Source organism: Leucobacter tenebrionis (genome assembly GCF_019884725.1).
Classification (GTDB): Bacteria; Actinomycetota; Actinomycetes; order Actinomycetales; family Microbacteriaceae; genus Leucobacter; species Leucobacter tenebrionis.
Genome location: NZ_CP082322.1, coordinates 197,418 through 212,238, shown reverse-complemented (window position 1 = coordinate 212,238; position 14,821 = coordinate 197,418). Strand labels below are relative to the sequence as shown.

Genomic DNA, 14,821 nt, shown 5'->3' with positions numbered 1-14,821 from the left:
GGCCTCCTGGGGCCTGCCTGCCTCCCGGGGTCAGCGGGCTTCCTGGGGTCAGGAGGCCCGCCCCCAGGTAGGAGATCCTCGTTCAAGCGGGAGAATCGGGGGAAAAGTACCCGCTCGGGCGCGGATCTCCTGCCTGGGCACGGCAGGATCCGAGAACACCCAGCAGGATCCGAGCCCGCGGCGGGATCCGAGAGCACACGGCAGGATCTGAGAGAATAGGGAGGATATGACTCCTCAGACTCTTACGCGCCTGCGCATCGGGCCGCTCGAACTCGACGTGCCCGTGGTGCTCGCGCCCATGGCCGGCATCACGAACACCGCGTTCCGCCGACTCTGCCGCGAGTACGGCGCGGGCCTCTACGTGAGCGAGATGATCACGAGTCGCGCCCTCGTCGAGCGCACGCCGGCCTCGCTGCGCCTCATCAAGCACCACGAGAGCGAGACGCCCCGCTCGATCCAGCTCTACGGCGTCGACCCGAAGACGGTCTCCGAGGCGGTGCGCTTCCTGGTGGATCAGGATCTCGCCGATCACATCGACCTCAACTTCGGTTGCCCCGTGCCCAAGGTGACCCGCAAGGGCGGCGGATCCGCGCTGCCCTGGAAGAGCGATCTGTTCGACGCGATCGTCACGGGTGCGGTGCGGGCGGCGGGGGAGATCCCGCTCACAGTGAAGATGCGCAAGGGCATCGATCCGGATCACCTCACCTATCTCGATGCCGCGAAGGCGGCCGAGCAGGCCGGGGTCGCCGCGATCGCCCTGCACGGACGCACCGCCAACGAGTTCTACTCCGGACACGCGGACTGGAATGCGATCGCCACGCTCAAGGAGACGATCACGAGCGTGCCGATCCTGGGCAACGGCGATATCTGGTCGGCGGACGACGCGATCCGCATGGTCCGTGAGACCGGCTGCGACGGTGTCGTGGTGGGCCGGGGCTGCCTCGGCCGGCCCTGGCTGTTCGGCGACCTCGCGGCCGCCTTCCGCGCCGAGGCGGGGGAGATCTCGCGCGCCGAGGCCGACGCCGCGCTCGCGCGCCCGCCGCTCGGCTTCGTGATGGACGCGATGCGCCGCCACACCGAGCTGCTGGTCGAGTTCTACGACGGCGACGAGGGGCGCGCGTGCCGCGACATCCGCAAGCACGTGGCCTGGTACTACAAGGGCTACGGCGTGGGCGGCGATACCCGGCGCGCACTTGCGGCGGTCGAGTCGCTCGCCCAGATGGACGACATCTTCACCACCATGGACGCCTCGATGCCGTACCCGGGCGAGGGCGCCGAGGGGCAGCGCGGTCGCGCCGGAAGCCCGAAGCGCGTGCATCTGCCCGACGGCTGGCTCGACAGCCGCACGACGGACCGCGCCGCACGCGCGGTGGTCGCAGAGGCCGAGCGCAGCGACGGCGGGTCCGACGGTGGCTGATCGCGCGCTCCCTCCCGGTTATGAAGCCGTCGACGCCGAGCGCTTCGTCGTCGAGCAGCACAGCGGCCACCGCAGCGATTTCGCGCGGGATCGCGCCCGAGTACTGCACTCGAGCGGCTGGCGGCGGCTCGCGGCCAAGACCCAGGTGCTGAGCCCGACCGCCGGCGTCGACTTCGCCCGCAACCGCCTGACGCACTCGCTCGAGGTCGCGCAGATCGGACGGGAGTTGGCGGTCGCCCTCGGCCTATCGCAGGACGTGGTCGACACCGCGTGCCTCGCCCACGACCTCGGCCACCCGCCGTTCGGCCACAACGGCGAGCGCGCGCTGAACGAGTGGATGGCGGAGTTCGGCGGTTTCGAGGGCAACGCTCAGACGCTGCGCATCCTCACCCGCCTCGAGCCCAAGCACTTCGGCCCCGACGGCGAGAGCGTGGGCCTCAACCTGACGCGGGCGACGCTCGATGCGAGCTGCAAGTACCCGTGGTCGCTCTCCGAGGCGCAGGCGGGGCGGACGCCGGCGGGCCCCTCGAAGTTCGGCTACTTCGCCGACGACGCCCCCGTCTTCGAGTGGTTGCGCAGCGGCGCTCCCGAGCACCGCAAGTGCGTCGAGGCGCAGGTGATGGACCTCTCCGACGACATCGCGTACTCGGTGCATGACTTCGAGGACGCCATCGTGGCGGAGCACATCGATCCTCAGTTCCTCACGGCCCGTTCGGGGCACGGCGCGCTCATCCGCGCGGTCGCGGAGTGGGCGGGCGGCAGCTACTCCGCCGACGAGCTGGGGGCGGCGTTCGATCGCATGTCGGCCAGTGAGAACTGGCTCGGCGGCTGGGACGGCTCCCGGCGCGACCAGGCCAGGCTCAAGAACTTCACGAGCGATATGATCGGCCGCTTCGCCCGCGCCGCGATCGGAGCCACGCTCGCCGACACCGACGGGCGTCCGCTCGCCCGCTACGGCACCGACGTGGTGGTGCCTCGCGAGATCCGCGCCGAGATCGCCGTGCTCAAGGGGGTCGTCGCCGCGTTCGTGATGCAGAGCGGACGGCGGCAGCCGACCTACCGCCGCCAGCGCGGACTGCTGATCGAACTGCTGCACACCCTCTGGGAGTCGGGCGCGCACCGGTTGGAGCCCGCCTACGCCGCGGATTTCAGGGCCGCAGACGACGAGGCGACCGCTCGGAGGGCCGTGGTGGATCAGGTCGCCTCGCTCACCGATCAGTCGGCCATCGCCTGGTACGAGCGGCTGTGCACCGCTTCCCTCGTGTAACCGCGACCCGAGCGCGGCGAGACTAGACTCTGACACTATGGCAGGGCGGATCCGGGCGAGCGACATCGAAGAGGTGAAGCGCCGCACCAATCTCGCCGACCTCGTGGGCGACTACGTCACGCTCAAGAACGCCGGCATCGACTCGATGAAGGGACTCTGCCCCTTCCACGACGAGCGCAGTCCGAGCTTCCACGTGCGGCCGGCGCTCGGCTACTACCACTGCTTCGGCTGCGGCGAGTCGGGCGACGCCTTCACCTTCCTGCAGCGCATGGACCACCTCACCTTCACGGAGTCGGTGGAGCGGCTCGCCGCGCGCATCCACTACGTGCTCACCTACGAGGAGGGCGGTGAACGCCGGCAGGACGGCCCGAACCGCGCGCGCCTCCTCGCGGCGAACCAGGCGGCCGCCGCGTTCTACGTGACCCAGCTCGCAAGCGAGGAGGGCGCCGCCGGCCGAGAATTCCTCTCGCAGCGCGGTTTCGACCCCGCCGCCTGCGAGCGCTTCGGCGTGGGGTACGCCCCGCGCGGATGGAACAACCTCACCGACCACCTGCGCCGGCAGGGATTCACCCCGCAGGAGCTGGCGCAGGCCGGTCTCGTCTCGGAGGGGCAGCGCGGCGTCTACGACCGCTTCCGCGGCAGAGCGGTATGGCCGATCCGCGACACGAGCGGCCAGACCCTCGGTTTCGGCGCTCGCAAGCTCTACGACGACGACAACGGCCCGAAGTACCTCAACACGCCCGAGACTCCCGTCTACCACAAGTCCCAGGTGCTGTACGGACTCGACCTCGCGAAGAAGGCGATATCGCGCGGCAGGCGCGCCGTCGTGGTCGAGGGGTACACCGATGTGATGGCCTGCCATCTGGCGGGGGAGGAGGCCGCGGTCGCCACCTGCGGCACGGCCTTCGGCAAGGATCACATCGCGGTGCTGCGGCGGATCATGGGCGACGACTCGGCAGCCGAGGTTGTCTTCACATTCGATCCCGACGAGGCCGGGCAGAAGGCCGCGCTGCGGGCGTTCAGCGAGGAGAAGCGCTTCACCGCGCAGACCTACGTCGCGGTCGCCCCGGGAGGCCTCGATCCCTGCGATCTGCGTCTGCACCGGGGCGACGAGGCGGTGCGCGAGCTGTTCACCCGCAAGACGCCGCTCTTCGAGTTCGCGCTGCGGCAAGCGGTCTCGCGCTTCGACCTCAACAGTGTCGAGGGGCGGGTGAACGCCCTGCGATCCGCCGCCCCGATCATCTCCGAGATCAAGGATCCCTCCCTCCGCCCGGGCTATACGCGGGAGCTCGCCCGCATGCTCGGCAGCGAGCTCGCCGAGGTGCAGCAGGCGGTGCGCGCTGCCGAGCGGAACCCCCGCGGCGGTGTCGGATCCTCCCCGGCGCCCGAGCCCCACCAGCAGGCCGGGACAGCGCCCACCGAGCCGCCGCGTCCCCGCATCGGACTCTCCTCGCTGCGCAACGCGCCCACCACCTGGCTCGAGCGCGACGCGCTCATGGCGATGCTGCAGCAGGGCGAGGCCGTCGGGCTCGACCTGCTGCAGCAGGCGGTGACCGCGCAGGTATCCGAGCCGAACCTGCGGGTCGTGCGCGACGCGATCGCGGCGGCACTGCCCGCGTTCGGCACCTCCGGGTGGCTCGAAGCGGTGCTCGCGGCCGCCCCCGACTCGCACGGGAGCCTCGTGCGCGAGCTCGCGATGGCTCCGATGCCGCAGCGCAGGCCCGAGCTCATCGCCGCCTATGCGCGCGACGTGGTGATCTCGCTGCTCGACCGCGATCTGCTCGCGCTCAAACAGGAACTGCTCGCGCGGCACCAGCGGATCGGGGACGCCTCCGATCCGGGGGCGCGTCGCATCCAGCAGCAGCTCGTCGCCCTCGAGGCCGCGCGACGCGGCCTGCGCGAGGAGTAGGATCGTGAAGCATGGCACACCCCGTACTCGACGCCGACCCGACGGTACAGGTCTCCGACCTCTCGCTCTCCTACCCGGCTCACGCGGGAGGGCGTGAGTTCCAAGCGGTCGAGGGAGTCACCTTCGACGTGGCGCGCGGCGAGGTGGTCGCCCTGCTCGGGGAGAGCGGATCGGGCAAGTCGACGCTCACCAGGTTCCTCGCCGGCCGCGCCGCCGACGCGGGCGAGAAGGCGGCGCGGATCAAGCTCACGGGCGGAGAGGCCACGGTGCTCGACGTGCCGATGCGCCGGCTCGGCCGCCGCACGCGCTCGCGCCTCACCGCGTACGTCGGACATCTCGCCCAGGACGCGGGGGCGACGCTGACCCCCGAGCTCAACGTCGGTGACATCCTCTTCGAACCGATCGTCGAGCGCAGCAAGCACTTCGACCGCGAGGAGCTCGGCGAGCGCATCGCCGAGATGATGGACATCGTGGCGCTGCCGCTCGCGAAGCTGCAGGAGTACCCCTACGAGCTCTCGAAGGGCCAGCGCCAGCGCGTCGCGGTGATGCGCTCGCTCATGCTCGATCCCACGCTGCTGATCGCCGACGAGCCGACGCTCGGCGTCGACGCCAACAATCGCCCGAAGATCGTCGAGCTGCTGAAGTGGTACCGCGAGCGCACCGATGCGACCATGCTGCTCATCAGCCACGACATCGGCATGCTCGAGGCGCTCGTGCAGGAGGTGATCGTCATGCAGCACGGCCGTTTCGTGGGCCAGGGCGATATCAACGAGATCTTCAGGCACGCGGATCACGGTTACGTGCAGCGGCTCGCCCAGGCTCTGCGGGCGACCGCGTACGACGAGATCGCCGATGAGTAGGGCCCCGATGCGCCGCGCCCGGGATGCGGACATCGATTTGCAACCCCTCAATCGCGCTTGCTAGCATAGAGGGGTTGCTGCGGCAATGATCCCCTGTAGCTCAGTTGGCAGAGCGCTTGACTGTTAATCAGGATGTCGCTGGTTCGAGCCCAGCCGGGGGAGCGATCAGGCCCTCACCCTCGCGGTGGGGGCCTTCTGCTATTCAGGGCTCTGCAATTATTCAAGGCTTCTGCAATGACTGTCGGCCCCGTTCGAAGGAGAATCAGATGACCGAGCAGCATCCCGACCACCACGGCACCCTCATCGCCGTCGAGGAGTACGGCACTCCCGACGTGCACGACACCGCCTGGATCGCACCCGGGGCGGTCATCGTCGGCAATGTCGTCATCGGTGAGGAGTCGAGCATCTGGTACAACGCCGTCGTGCGCGGCGATTCGGGATCGGTGCGCATCGGCGCACGCAGCAATGTGCAGGATGGCGTGGTGATCCATACCCAGCGCGGCGAGGGCGGCGGAGCGATCATCGGCGACGACGTGTCGATCGGCCACAACGCCGTCGTGCACGGCGCGACGGTCGAGAACGGCTGCTTGATCGGCATGGGCTCGACCGTGCTCAGCGGGGCCGTCATCGGGGAGGGATCCCTCATCGCCGCCGGCGCGCTCGTGCCGCAGGGAGTCGTGATCCCACCGCACTCCCTCGTCGCGGGGATCCCCGGCCGGGTCGTGCGCGACCTGCGCGATACCGACCGCGAGTCCGTGCGCCTGAACGCCGAGGTCTACGCCGCCTACACCGACAATCATCGCCGAGCGACGCGCGGACGATGAGTCGATGTGCGAAGCGGCCCCCGGAATGCACTATGATCGTTGAGGTGCTTCTGCACACGGCTGCTTCTCGCAGCTCGGGGATGTAGCTCAATGGTAGAGCCTCAGTCTTCCAAACTGATTACGCGGGTTCGATTCCCGTCATCCCCTCCGCTTCGCTCCGGGGACTCCGGTAATCCCCGAGAACCCGGAACTGGCGTCGCAGGCTCCGCCAGCGGCGTGGCCGCGCAACGCTGACGCGTTGCCTTGAGCGGCCGGCCGGGGTTCGATTCCCGTCATCCCCTCCGCTTCAACAACGAAACCCCCGCCGCAGCCGACGGGGGTTTCGTGCATCCCGGCCACTTTCGGCTAGACTTGCTCGGGTTGCGCGCTCACGCGCGTCTCCACCGTGAAACCTGCCGGTTTCGGGGCGTAGCTCAGCTTGGCTAGAGCGCCCGCTTTGGGAGCGGGAGGTCGCAGGTTCGAATCCTGTCGCCCCGACCAGGGTCACCCGGCCCGATATGCAGCACGACATTCCGACGATGAGAGGCCAAATTGCCGAAGACGACCGCTGAGAAGCTCACTCCGACCCGCGCCAAGCTGAGCGTCGAGGTCACGCTCGACGAACTGGAGCCCTACCTCAAGCAGGCGTACAAGACCATCGCCGAGCAGGTTTCGATCCCCGGCTTCCGCAAGGGCAAGGTTCCCGCTCCGATCATCGACCAGCGCGTCGGCCGCGAGGCCGTGGTGCAGGAGGCCGTCAACGCCTCGCTCGACGACTTCTACCAGGCGGCGCTCGCCGAGGCCGATGAGCGCCCCATGGGCCGCCCGACCGCCGATGTCGAGCAGTGGCTCGACGCCAAGGATCCGAAGAGCACGCTCGTGCTGGTCTTCGAGGTCGAGGTGCGCCCGGAGTTCACCCTGCCCGACTACGACGGCATCGAGCTGACCGTCGACAACGCCGAGATCGACGATGAGGCCGTCGAGGCCGAGCTGACGAAGCTCCGCGAGCGCTTCGGCACCCTCGTCACCGCCGACCGTCCCGCCAAGCAGGGCGACTTCGTCGAACTCGACCTCGTCGCCCGTATCGACGGCAACGAGGTCGATCAGGCCAGCGGCGTCTCCTACGAGATCGGCGCCGGCAACCTGCTCGAGGGCATCGACGAGGCCATCGAGACGCTCACCGCCGGCGAGTCGACCACCTTCACCTCGCAGCTGCTCGGCGGCGACTACGAGGGCCAGGACGCGGAGGTCGAGGTCACCCTCACCGCGGTCAAGGATCGCGAGCTGCCCGAGGCCGACGACGAGTTCGCCCAGCTGGCGAGCGAGTTCGACACGATCGCGGAACTGCGCGAGAGCCTGAAGGATCAGGTCGCCCGCGCCTCGGTGTTCGCGCAGGGCCAGCAGGCTCGCGACCTCTTCACCGAGACCCTCATCGAGAAGGCCGGCATCCCGGTCTCCGAGGAGCTCGTCGAGGAGGAGGTGCACCGCCACCTCGAGAGCGAGGGTCGTCTCGAGGACGACGAGCACCGCGCGGAGGTGCGCAAGTCGGCCGAGCAGCAGATCCAGCTGCAGCTCCTGCTCGACGCGATCGTCGAGGCCGAGGGCGTCACCCCCACGCAGAACGAGCTCTCGCAGTACATCTTCCAGTCGGCTCAGCAGTACGGCATGGAGCCCACCCAGTTCCTGCAGGCGATCAGCCAGGGCAACCAGATGGGTGTCATCCTCGGCGAGGTCACCCGCAACAAGGCCCTCGCCATCGCGCTCGGCAAGGCCAAGGTCGTCGACCAGGCCGGCAACACGGTCGACCTGAGCGAGTTCACCGCGGTGGACTCCGAGGATGAGGCCGAGGCGGAGACCGTCGAGGAGGCCGAGGAGATCGTCGAGGCCGCTGAGGCGACCGAGGCTCCCGCTGAGGAAGCGCCCGCTGAGGAGCCGGCTCCCACCGCAGAGGACGAGGAGGCCGCGAAGAAGGCAGCCCGCTCCGCGGCTGCGAAGAAGGCGGCCGCGACCCGCGCGGCGAAGAAGGCAGCCGCAGAGGCCGAGGCCGCGCGCGAGTAATCGCGCCGCCTCGACGTCCGCGGAGCACCCGCGCACCAGGATCCCCCTGCACCCGCACCACGCGGGCAGGGGGATCCTGCTGTCCGCGGACCCATGCGCCGCGGGCCACGGGCCACGCCGTGGGCGAACACGGCGGCGCAGCGCCCACCGAGTCGATACGCTCGAATCAAGCAACAACGAATGGAGCGCCGCATGGCAGAACAGACGCCACCGCCGAACCAGGTGTTCGATCGCCTGCTGAAGGATCGCATCATCTGGCTCGGGTCCGAGGTTCGCGACGAGAACGCGAACGAGATCTGCGCGAAGATCCTGCTGCTCGCAGCGGAGGATCCGAAGGCCGACATATACCTCTACATCAACTCGCCGGGCGGCTCGATCACGGCGGGCATGGCGATCTACGACACGATGTCCTTCGTGCCCAACGACATCGTCACCGTCGGCATCGGCATGGCCGCCTCGATGGGCCAGTTCCTGCTGACCGCCGGCACCAAGGGCAAGCGCTACATCACGCCCAACGCGCGCGTGCTGCTGCACCAGCCCCACGGCGGCTTCGGCGGCACGGCGAGCGACATCCAGACCCAGGCCCAGCTCATCACCTCGATGAAGAACCGCCTCGCCGAGATCACGGCGGCCCAGACGGGCAAGACCGTCGAGCAGATCAACGAGGACGGCGATCGCGATCGCTGGTTCACCGCCGATGAGGCGCTCGAGTACGGCTTCGTCGACTACATCCGCGACTCGGCCTCCGACGTGGTCGGCGGCGGCGGCACGGACAAGTAGGCGCGAGAGAAAGAGAACGAAGCGCATATGAACATCGACATGCCCAGCTCCCGGTACGTGCTGCCCTCCTTCGAGGAGCGCACCGCCTACGGCTACAAGCGCCAGGACCCCTACGCCAAGCTCTTCGAGGATCGCATCATCTTCCTCGGCGTGCAGGTCGACGATGCATCGGCCGACGACGTGATGGCACAGCTGCTCGTGCTCGAAAGCCAGGATCCCGAACGCGACATCACCATGTACATCAACTCGCCCGGCGGTTCCTTCACGGCGATGACGGCCATCTACGACACGATGCAGTACATCCGCCCCCACGTGCAGACGGTGTGCCTCGGGCAGGCCGCTTCGGCCGCGGCCGTGCTGCTCGCCGGCGGTACGCCCGGCAAGCGGCTGGCCCTGCCGAACGCCCGCGTGCTCATCCACCAGCCGTCCACGGGCCAGGCGGGTCACGGCCAGGCCTCGGACATCGAGATCCAGGCCCGCGAGATCATGCGCATGCGCGAGTGGCTCGAGGAGACCCTCTCCAAGCACTCGAAGCGCAGCATCGAAGAGGTGAACCGCGACATCGATCGCGACAAGATCCTCAGCGCACAGGAGGCCTTCGAGTACGGCCTCGTCGACCAGGTGCTGACCAGCCGCAAGAATCCGCAGCCGGTCATCTCCCAGTAGTCCCTCATCCGCCGGAGGCGGGCGCCCCGTGCCCCTGCCTCCGGCGGATTCCGTCGCCCGGGCCCCATCACGGCGTGCCAGTCCATGAATGTCAGTGGTCCCGGATAGTCTCTGAGTGTCTCGTTTCCGTTCGAGTGTGAAGGAGCCCCGCATGGCGAGAATCGGCGAAAGCAGCGAGTTGCTCAAGTGCTCCTTCTGCGGCAAGTCGCAGAAGCAGGTGCAGCAGCTCATCGCCGGGCCGCAGATCTACATCTGCGATGAATGCGTCGCCCTCTGCAACGAGATCATCGAAGAGCGCATGGCGGAGCACCAGAGCGCCGAGCCCTCCGACTTCACGCTGCACAAGCCTCGCGAGATCGCCGACTTCCTCGACCAGTACGTGATCGGCCAGGAGCGGGCGAAGCAGTCCCTCGCGGTCGCCGTGTACAACCACTACAAGCGAGTGCGCGCCGCGTCGACGCTCACGAGTGCAGACGCCGCCGCCGAGCAGGTCGAGATCGCCAAGTCGAACATTCTGCTGATCGGCCCCACCGGCTGCGGCAAGACGTACCTCGCGCAGTCGCTCGCACGCCAGCTGGGCGTGCCCTTCGCGGTCGCCGACGCGACGGCGCTCACCGAGGCCGGCTACGTCGGCGAAGACGTCGAGAACATCCTGCTGAAGCTGCTGCAGGCCGCGGACTTCGATGTGCAGCGCGCCGAGACCGGCATCATCTACATCGACGAGATCGACAAGATCTCACGCAAGGCCGAGAACCCGTCGATCACCCGCGACGTGTCGGGCGAGGGCGTGCAGCAGGCCCTGCTCAAGATCCTCGAGGGCACGGTCGCCTCGATCCCGCCCCAGGGCGGGCGCAAGCACCCCAATCAGGAGTTCCTGCAGCTCGACACGACCAACATCCTCTTCATCGTCGCCGGCGCATTCGCGGGCTTGGAGGAGATCGTCGGATCGCGTCTCGGCAAGGGCGGCATCGGCTTCGGCGCGCCGGTCTCCAGCAAGCGAGACGACGATCAGCTCTTCGCGCAGGTGCAGCCGGAGGACCTGCACAAGTTCGGCCTGATCCCCGAATTCATCGGCCGCCTGCCCGTGGTCGCGACGGTCGATCCCCTCGACGTCTCAGCCCTCACCCGGATCCTCGTCGAACCGCGCAACGCGCTCGTCAAGCAGTACCAGCGCATGTTCGAGATCGACGGGGTCGATCTCGAGTTCGAAGACGCGGCGCTGGAGGCGATCGCCCAGCAGGCCGTCGAGCGCAAGACGGGAGCGCGCGGGCTGCGCGCGATCCTCGAGAGCATTCTCGGCCCGGTGATGTTCGAAGTCCCCTCCGACGGCGACGTGACCAAGGTGATCGTGACCCGCGAGTCGGTGCTCGGCGAGACCGCGCCGCGTGTGCTCCAGTCGCGTCGCGGCCGCGAAAGCGCCTGACCTGGGCACGCGCCTAGGCCGCCACCACCGCATCGATCACGCTGGGGCACTCACACTGGGGCACTCACTCTGCGCCGCTCACCCCTCGGGCTGCGCCGTGAGGTCGTAGCTGAGCAGCACCGACCCGTCGTCCTGCGGCAGCATCAGCGCGAACACCTCGAGCCCCGACCCCCGCAGCGTCGCCGACGCGTCGCGCTGCGGGTCGCCCGCCTGATCGGAGGCCTCGAAGCCGCCGCCGGTGATCACCCCGTTCCACAGCGCCTCGGCCTCCTGAGCGTCCTCCGCCCGGAGCACGACGAACCACTCGCCCGACGCGCGCTCGCCCGTGTCATCGATCACGGCTCCCTTCGGCAGCGGGAAGGCTTCTGAGGGGAAGCCGTCGGGCAGTTCCGTGTGCTTCTGGATCGCGTCGTCCGGGATCTCGGCGCGCTCGCCCCGATCCTCGGCATCCCCGGAACCGTCGCTCTCGGCGATCTGATCCTTCGTCTTCGCCCCCGCGATCTCGTCGGGCTCGGGCGCGCACGAGGCGAGCGACACCGTCAGCAGCGCCGCGAGCGCGACGGAGAGGATGGCGCGCGGGCGGGGGAGGTGCAGGGTTTCGCGAGGGACCATGTCTTCGCCTTTCAGGGTTTTCGAGGCTCTCAGCAACTCCGAGACTTCAGTATCTCCGAGACTTCACCATCTCCGAGGCTCCAGCGTTTCCGAGACTTCATTCGAGGCTTCCAGACCTTCTAGAGCAGCCAGTCGTCATCGTCGTCGATCCCGTCGGGCGTTCCGCGGGCCCCTGCTCCGTGATCCGCACCCGAGGATCCCGGAAGCACCCGCGGCTCGCCCGCGGTGTCGAGCGTCACGATCACGAGGTCGTCGAGCGCGCACCGCGGCCGCCCCTCGAGCCAGGTCAGTGTCCACGACCCCGCGTCGGGGTGCGCTTCTTCCTGCTCGGCGATCACCGGGTGCAGCAGCGGGGGCACACCGCGGTGGGGCGCATCGCCCACCCGCCAGCGCGCCCCCAGCTGCATGATCAGGCCTCGGCCTGCTCGAGCTCGATCTGGGAGACCGTCACCGCATCGACGTCGGCGGCCTCGATCCGCAGCTCCGAGATGCGTCCCACCGCTGCCAGGTCGTCGGCCGCGAGGGCGAGACGATCCCGAACGTCGGCGGGCGCCTGCACCACGGCGAGCGTCACCGGGGTGCGCTGCGAGGCCTTGGAGGCGGTCTTCGCACCGCGCACGCCGACGAGCGCACCGCCCACGAGGCTCAGCAGCCCCGCATCGGCGTCATCTCCGGCGAGGAGGGTGGCCTCGTCCGCGATCGGCCAGGCCGCGCGGTGCACCGAGCCCTCGCCGAACCACGACCAGACCTCCTCCGTGGCGTAGGGCAGGAACGGCGCGAGCAGGCGCACGAACACCGAGAGCGCGGCGCGCAGGGCGGTCACCGCCGAGGCCTGCGCCTGTCCCTCGCCGTTGTGGGCGCGCTCCTTCACGAGCTCGAGGTAGTCGTCGCAGAACGTCCAGAAGAACGACTCGGTCAGTTCGAGCGCGCGTGCGTGGTCGTAGGCTTCGAAGGCCCGGGTGGCGCCCTCGATGACCCCCGCGAGCCCGGCGAGCATCGAGCGGTCGATCGCCTCGGTCACGGCGCCCCCGTCGGCGGAGTCGGCGCCGGACGCGTCGAACGAGAGCGTGAACTTGGCGGCGTTGAGCAGCTTGATGGCGAGGCGGCGGCCGATCTTGATCTGGGTGGGGTTCTGCGGATCGAATGCCGCGTCCGTGCCGAGCTTCGCCGAGGCGGCCCAGTAGCGCACCGCATCGGAGCCGTGCTGCTCGAGCAGGCCCGCGGGGGTGACCACGTTGCCCTTCGACTTCGACATCTTCTTGCGGTCGGGATCGAGGATCCAGCCCGAGATGCCGGCGTTCTGCCACGGCAGCCGCCCCTCCTCGAGCTCGGAGCGCAGCAGCGTCGAGAAGAGCCAGGTGCGGATGATGTCCTGGCCCTGCGGGCGCAGGCTGTACGGGTAGACGAGGTCGAAGAGCTCGGGATCCCGCTCCCAGCCGCCCGCCAGCTGCGGGGTGAGCGACGAGGTCGCCCAGGTGTCCATCACGTCGACCTCGCCCTGGAAACCGCCGGGCACGCCGCGCTGCTCCTCCGAGTACCCGGCGGGAGCGTCGCTCGAGGGATCGACGGGCAGCTGGTCCTCCGTCGGGAGGATCGGCTGATCGAACACCGGGTTGCCCTCGGCGTCGAGCGGATACCAGACGGGGATCGGCACGCCGAAGAATCGCTGGCGCGAGATCAACCAGTCGCCCGACAGGCCCTCGACCCAGTTCTCGTAGCGCACCCGCATGAAGTCGGGGTGCCAGTCGAGCTCGCGGCCGTGCGCGAGCAGGCGCTCGCGCAGATCCTCGTCGCGCGCGCCGTTCTTGATGTACCACTGACGGGTGGAGACGATCTCGAGCGGCTTGTCGCCCTTCTCGAAGAACTTCACGGGGTGGCTGATCTTGCGGATCTCGCCCACCAGCTCGCCCGAGGCGGTGAGCGCCTCGACCACCGCGGCCTTCGCGCTGAATACTGTCTTGCCCGCGATCTGCGCGTAGGCCTCGCGACCGCGCTCGCTCTGGATCGCCTCGGGGGCCTCGGAGATCACACGACCGTCGAAGCCGAGGATCGCACGGTTCGGCAGATCGAGCTCGCGCCACCAGATGACGTCGGTGACGTCGCCGAAGGTGCAGATCATGGCGATGCCGGTGCCCTTGCCCTGCTGGGCGAGGTGGTGGGCCACGACGGGCACCTCGACGTCGAACAGCGGGGTGCGCACGGTCGTGCCGAAGAGCGGCTGATAGCGCTCGTCGTCGGGGTGCGCCACGAGCGCGACGCAGGCGGCCAGCAGCTCGGGGCGGGTGGTGTCGATGAGGATGTCGCCGGATCCGTCGGACTTGTGGAACGCGAGCGTGTGGTACGCGCTCGGCTGCTCACGATCCTCGAGCTCGGCCTGCGCCACCGCGGTGCGGAAGGTCACGTCCCACAGCGTGGGGGCCTGCGCCTGGTACGCCTCGCCGCGCTCCACGTTGCGGATGAACGCGAGCTGCGAGGCGCGCAGCGACTCGTCCCCGATGGTGCGGTATGTCTGCGTCCAGTCGACCGAGAGGCCGAGCGTGCGCCACAGATCCTCGAACTGCTTCTCGTCCTCGACGGTGAGCCGCTCGCACAGCTCGATGAAGTTGCGGCGCGAGACGGGCTGCTGATCCGCGGCCTTGATGCTCTTGCCGTCACCGCCCTCGTGAGGGGGCACGAAATCCTCGACGTAGGGGAGCGAGGGATCGCAGCGCACGCCGTAGTAGTTCTGCACACGGCGCTCGGTCGGCAGGCCGTTGTCGTCCCAGCCCATCGGGTAGAAGACGCGCTTGCCCTGCATGCGCTGGTAGCGGGCGACGGCGTCGGTGTGCGTGTACGAGAACACGTGGCCGACGTGCAGCGATCCCGACGCGGTGGGCGGGGGAGTGTCGATGCTGTAGACCTCTGCCCGCTCGGCGCCCTCGCGGTCGAAGCGGTACGTTCCCTGCTCCTCCCATACCTGACCCCACTTGGCTTCGAGGCCTTCGAGTTTGGGCTTGTCGGGGATCGTGCTCATGCAGGGCTCCGTC

Annotated in this window: 12 protein-coding genes and 3 tRNA genes; 12 read left to right on the top strand and 3 right to left on the bottom strand. The window is 69.0% G+C overall.

Translation table 11 applies throughout. From position 1 onward, the window contains the following. Positions 1-226: 226 nt before the first annotated feature. The 12 genes from dusB (at position 227) to clpX (ending at position 11,183) form a co-directional block, all read left to right on the top strand. Positions 227-1,417, top strand: coding sequence for a tRNA dihydrouridine synthase DusB (gene dusB / locus KVY00_RS00965; protein WP_223043908.1), 1,191 nt, complete (start codon positions 227-229; stop codon positions 1,415-1,417). After that, positions 1,410-2,684: a deoxyguanosinetriphosphate triphosphohydrolase gene (locus tag KVY00_RS00960; RefSeq protein WP_223043907.1), complete on the top strand. Its 1,275-nt coding sequence runs from the start codon at positions 1,410-1,412 to the stop codon at positions 2,682-2,684. The genes dusB and KVY00_RS00960 overlap by 8 nt, the downstream gene beginning before the upstream one ends. Before the next feature lie 37 nt (positions 2,685-2,721). Further along, the gene (dnaG, locus tag KVY00_RS00955) at positions 2,722-4,593 is read left to right on the top strand and encodes a DNA primase (protein WP_223043906.1); all 1,872 of its coding nucleotides are present in this window, start codon (positions 2,722-2,724) and stop codon (positions 4,591-4,593) included. 11 nt (positions 4,594-4,604) lie between these two features. Next, the gene (locus KVY00_RS00950; RefSeq protein WP_223043905.1) at positions 4,605-5,453 is read left to right on the top strand and encodes an ATP-binding cassette domain-containing protein; all 849 of its coding nucleotides are present in this window, start codon (positions 4,605-4,607) and stop codon (positions 5,451-5,453) included. A gap of 89 nt (positions 5,454-5,542) precedes the next feature. Further along, positions 5,543-5,615: transfer RNA gene (locus KVY00_RS00945), tRNA-Asn, on the top strand. 104 nt (positions 5,616-5,719) lie between these two features. After that, a complete protein-coding gene (locus KVY00_RS00940; RefSeq protein ID WP_223043904.1) occupies positions 5,720-6,277 on the top strand; it encodes a gamma carbonic anhydrase family protein in 558 nt (185 codons plus the stop codon). A 76-nt stretch (positions 6,278-6,353) separates the two neighbouring features. After that, positions 6,354-6,424: transfer RNA gene (locus tag KVY00_RS00935), tRNA-Gly, on the top strand. Positions 6,425-6,679: 255 nt separating this feature from the next. Continuing rightward, positions 6,680-6,757 (top strand) — tRNA-Pro (locus KVY00_RS00930). Between the two features lie 51 nt (positions 6,758-6,808). Continuing rightward, positions 6,809-8,314, top strand: a complete 1,506-nt coding sequence (gene tig, locus KVY00_RS00925) for a trigger factor (protein WP_223043903.1) — start codon at positions 6,809-6,811, stop codon at positions 8,312-8,314. Between the two features lie 180 nt (positions 8,315-8,494). Beyond that, positions 8,495-9,094 (top strand): ATP-dependent Clp protease proteolytic subunit, encoded by a 600-nt coding sequence (locus KVY00_RS00920; RefSeq protein WP_223043902.1) that lies wholly within the window; start codon positions 8,495-8,497, stop codon positions 9,092-9,094. Between the two features lie 27 nt (positions 9,095-9,121). Then, entirely contained in the window at positions 9,122-9,760 is a 639-nt protein-coding gene (locus KVY00_RS00915; protein WP_223043901.1) for an ATP-dependent Clp protease proteolytic subunit, read from the top strand. Between the two features lie 151 nt (positions 9,761-9,911). After that, positions 9,912-11,183 carry an ATP-dependent Clp protease ATP-binding subunit ClpX gene (clpX, locus tag KVY00_RS00910; protein ID WP_223043900.1) on the top strand — a complete coding sequence of 424 codons (1,272 nt, stop codon included), beginning with the start codon at positions 9,912-9,914 and terminating at the stop codon, positions 11,181-11,183. A gap of 78 nt (positions 11,184-11,261) precedes the next feature. Here the strand turns inward: clpX and KVY00_RS00905 are convergent, their stop codons facing one another. The 3 genes from KVY00_RS00905 to valS form a co-directional block, all read right to left on the bottom strand. Beyond that, positions 11,262-11,795, bottom strand: coding sequence for a hypothetical protein (locus KVY00_RS00905; RefSeq protein WP_223043899.1), 534 nt, complete (start codon positions 11,793-11,795; stop codon positions 11,262-11,264). 119 nt (positions 11,796-11,914) lie between these two features. Further along, positions 11,915-12,202: a Fe-S oxidoreductase gene (locus tag KVY00_RS00900; protein ID WP_223043898.1), complete on the bottom strand. Its 288-nt coding sequence runs from the start codon at positions 12,200-12,202 to the stop codon at positions 11,915-11,917. 2 nt (positions 12,203-12,204) lie between these two features. Beyond that, the gene (gene valS, locus KVY00_RS00895; protein ID WP_223043897.1) at positions 12,205-14,808 is read right to left on the bottom strand and encodes a valine--tRNA ligase; all 2,604 of its coding nucleotides are present in this window, start codon (positions 14,806-14,808) and stop codon (positions 12,205-12,207) included. Positions 14,809-14,821: the final 13 nt, after the last annotated feature.

Bases quoted from the DNA above. Each gene is read 5' to 3' on its own strand.
- dusB (WP_223043908.1), top strand. From the start codon at position 227: ATGACTCCTCAGACTCTTACGCGCCTGCGCATCGGGCCGCTCGAACTC.
- dnaG (WP_223043906.1), top strand. From the start codon at position 2,722: ATGGCAGGGCGGATCCGGGCGAGCGACATCGAAGAGGTGAAGCGCCGC.
- KVY00_RS00950 (WP_223043905.1), top strand. From the start codon at position 4,605: ATGGCACACCCCGTACTCGACGCCGACCCGACGGTACAGGTCTCCGAC.
- KVY00_RS00940 (WP_223043904.1), top strand. From the start codon at position 5,720: ATGACCGAGCAGCATCCCGACCACCACGGCACCCTCATCGCCGTCGAG.
- KVY00_RS00920 (WP_223043902.1), top strand. From the start codon at position 8,495: ATGGAGCGCCGCATGGCAGAACAGACGCCACCGCCGAACCAGGTGTTC.
- KVY00_RS00915 (WP_223043901.1), top strand. From the start codon at position 9,122: ATGAACATCGACATGCCCAGCTCCCGGTACGTGCTGCCCTCCTTCGAG.
- clpX (WP_223043900.1), top strand. From the start codon at position 9,912: ATGGCGAGAATCGGCGAAAGCAGCGAGTTGCTCAAGTGCTCCTTCTGC.
- KVY00_RS00905 (WP_223043899.1), bottom strand. From the start codon at position 11,795: ATGGTCCCTCGCGAAACCCTGCACCTCCCCCGCCCGCGCGCCATCCTC.
- KVY00_RS00900 (WP_223043898.1), bottom strand. From the start codon at position 12,202: ATGCAGCTGGGGGCGCGCTGGCGGGTGGGCGATGCGCCCCACCGCGGT.
- valS (WP_223043897.1), bottom strand. From the start codon at position 14,808: ATGAGCACGATCCCCGACAAGCCCAAACTCGAAGGCCTCGAAGCCAAG.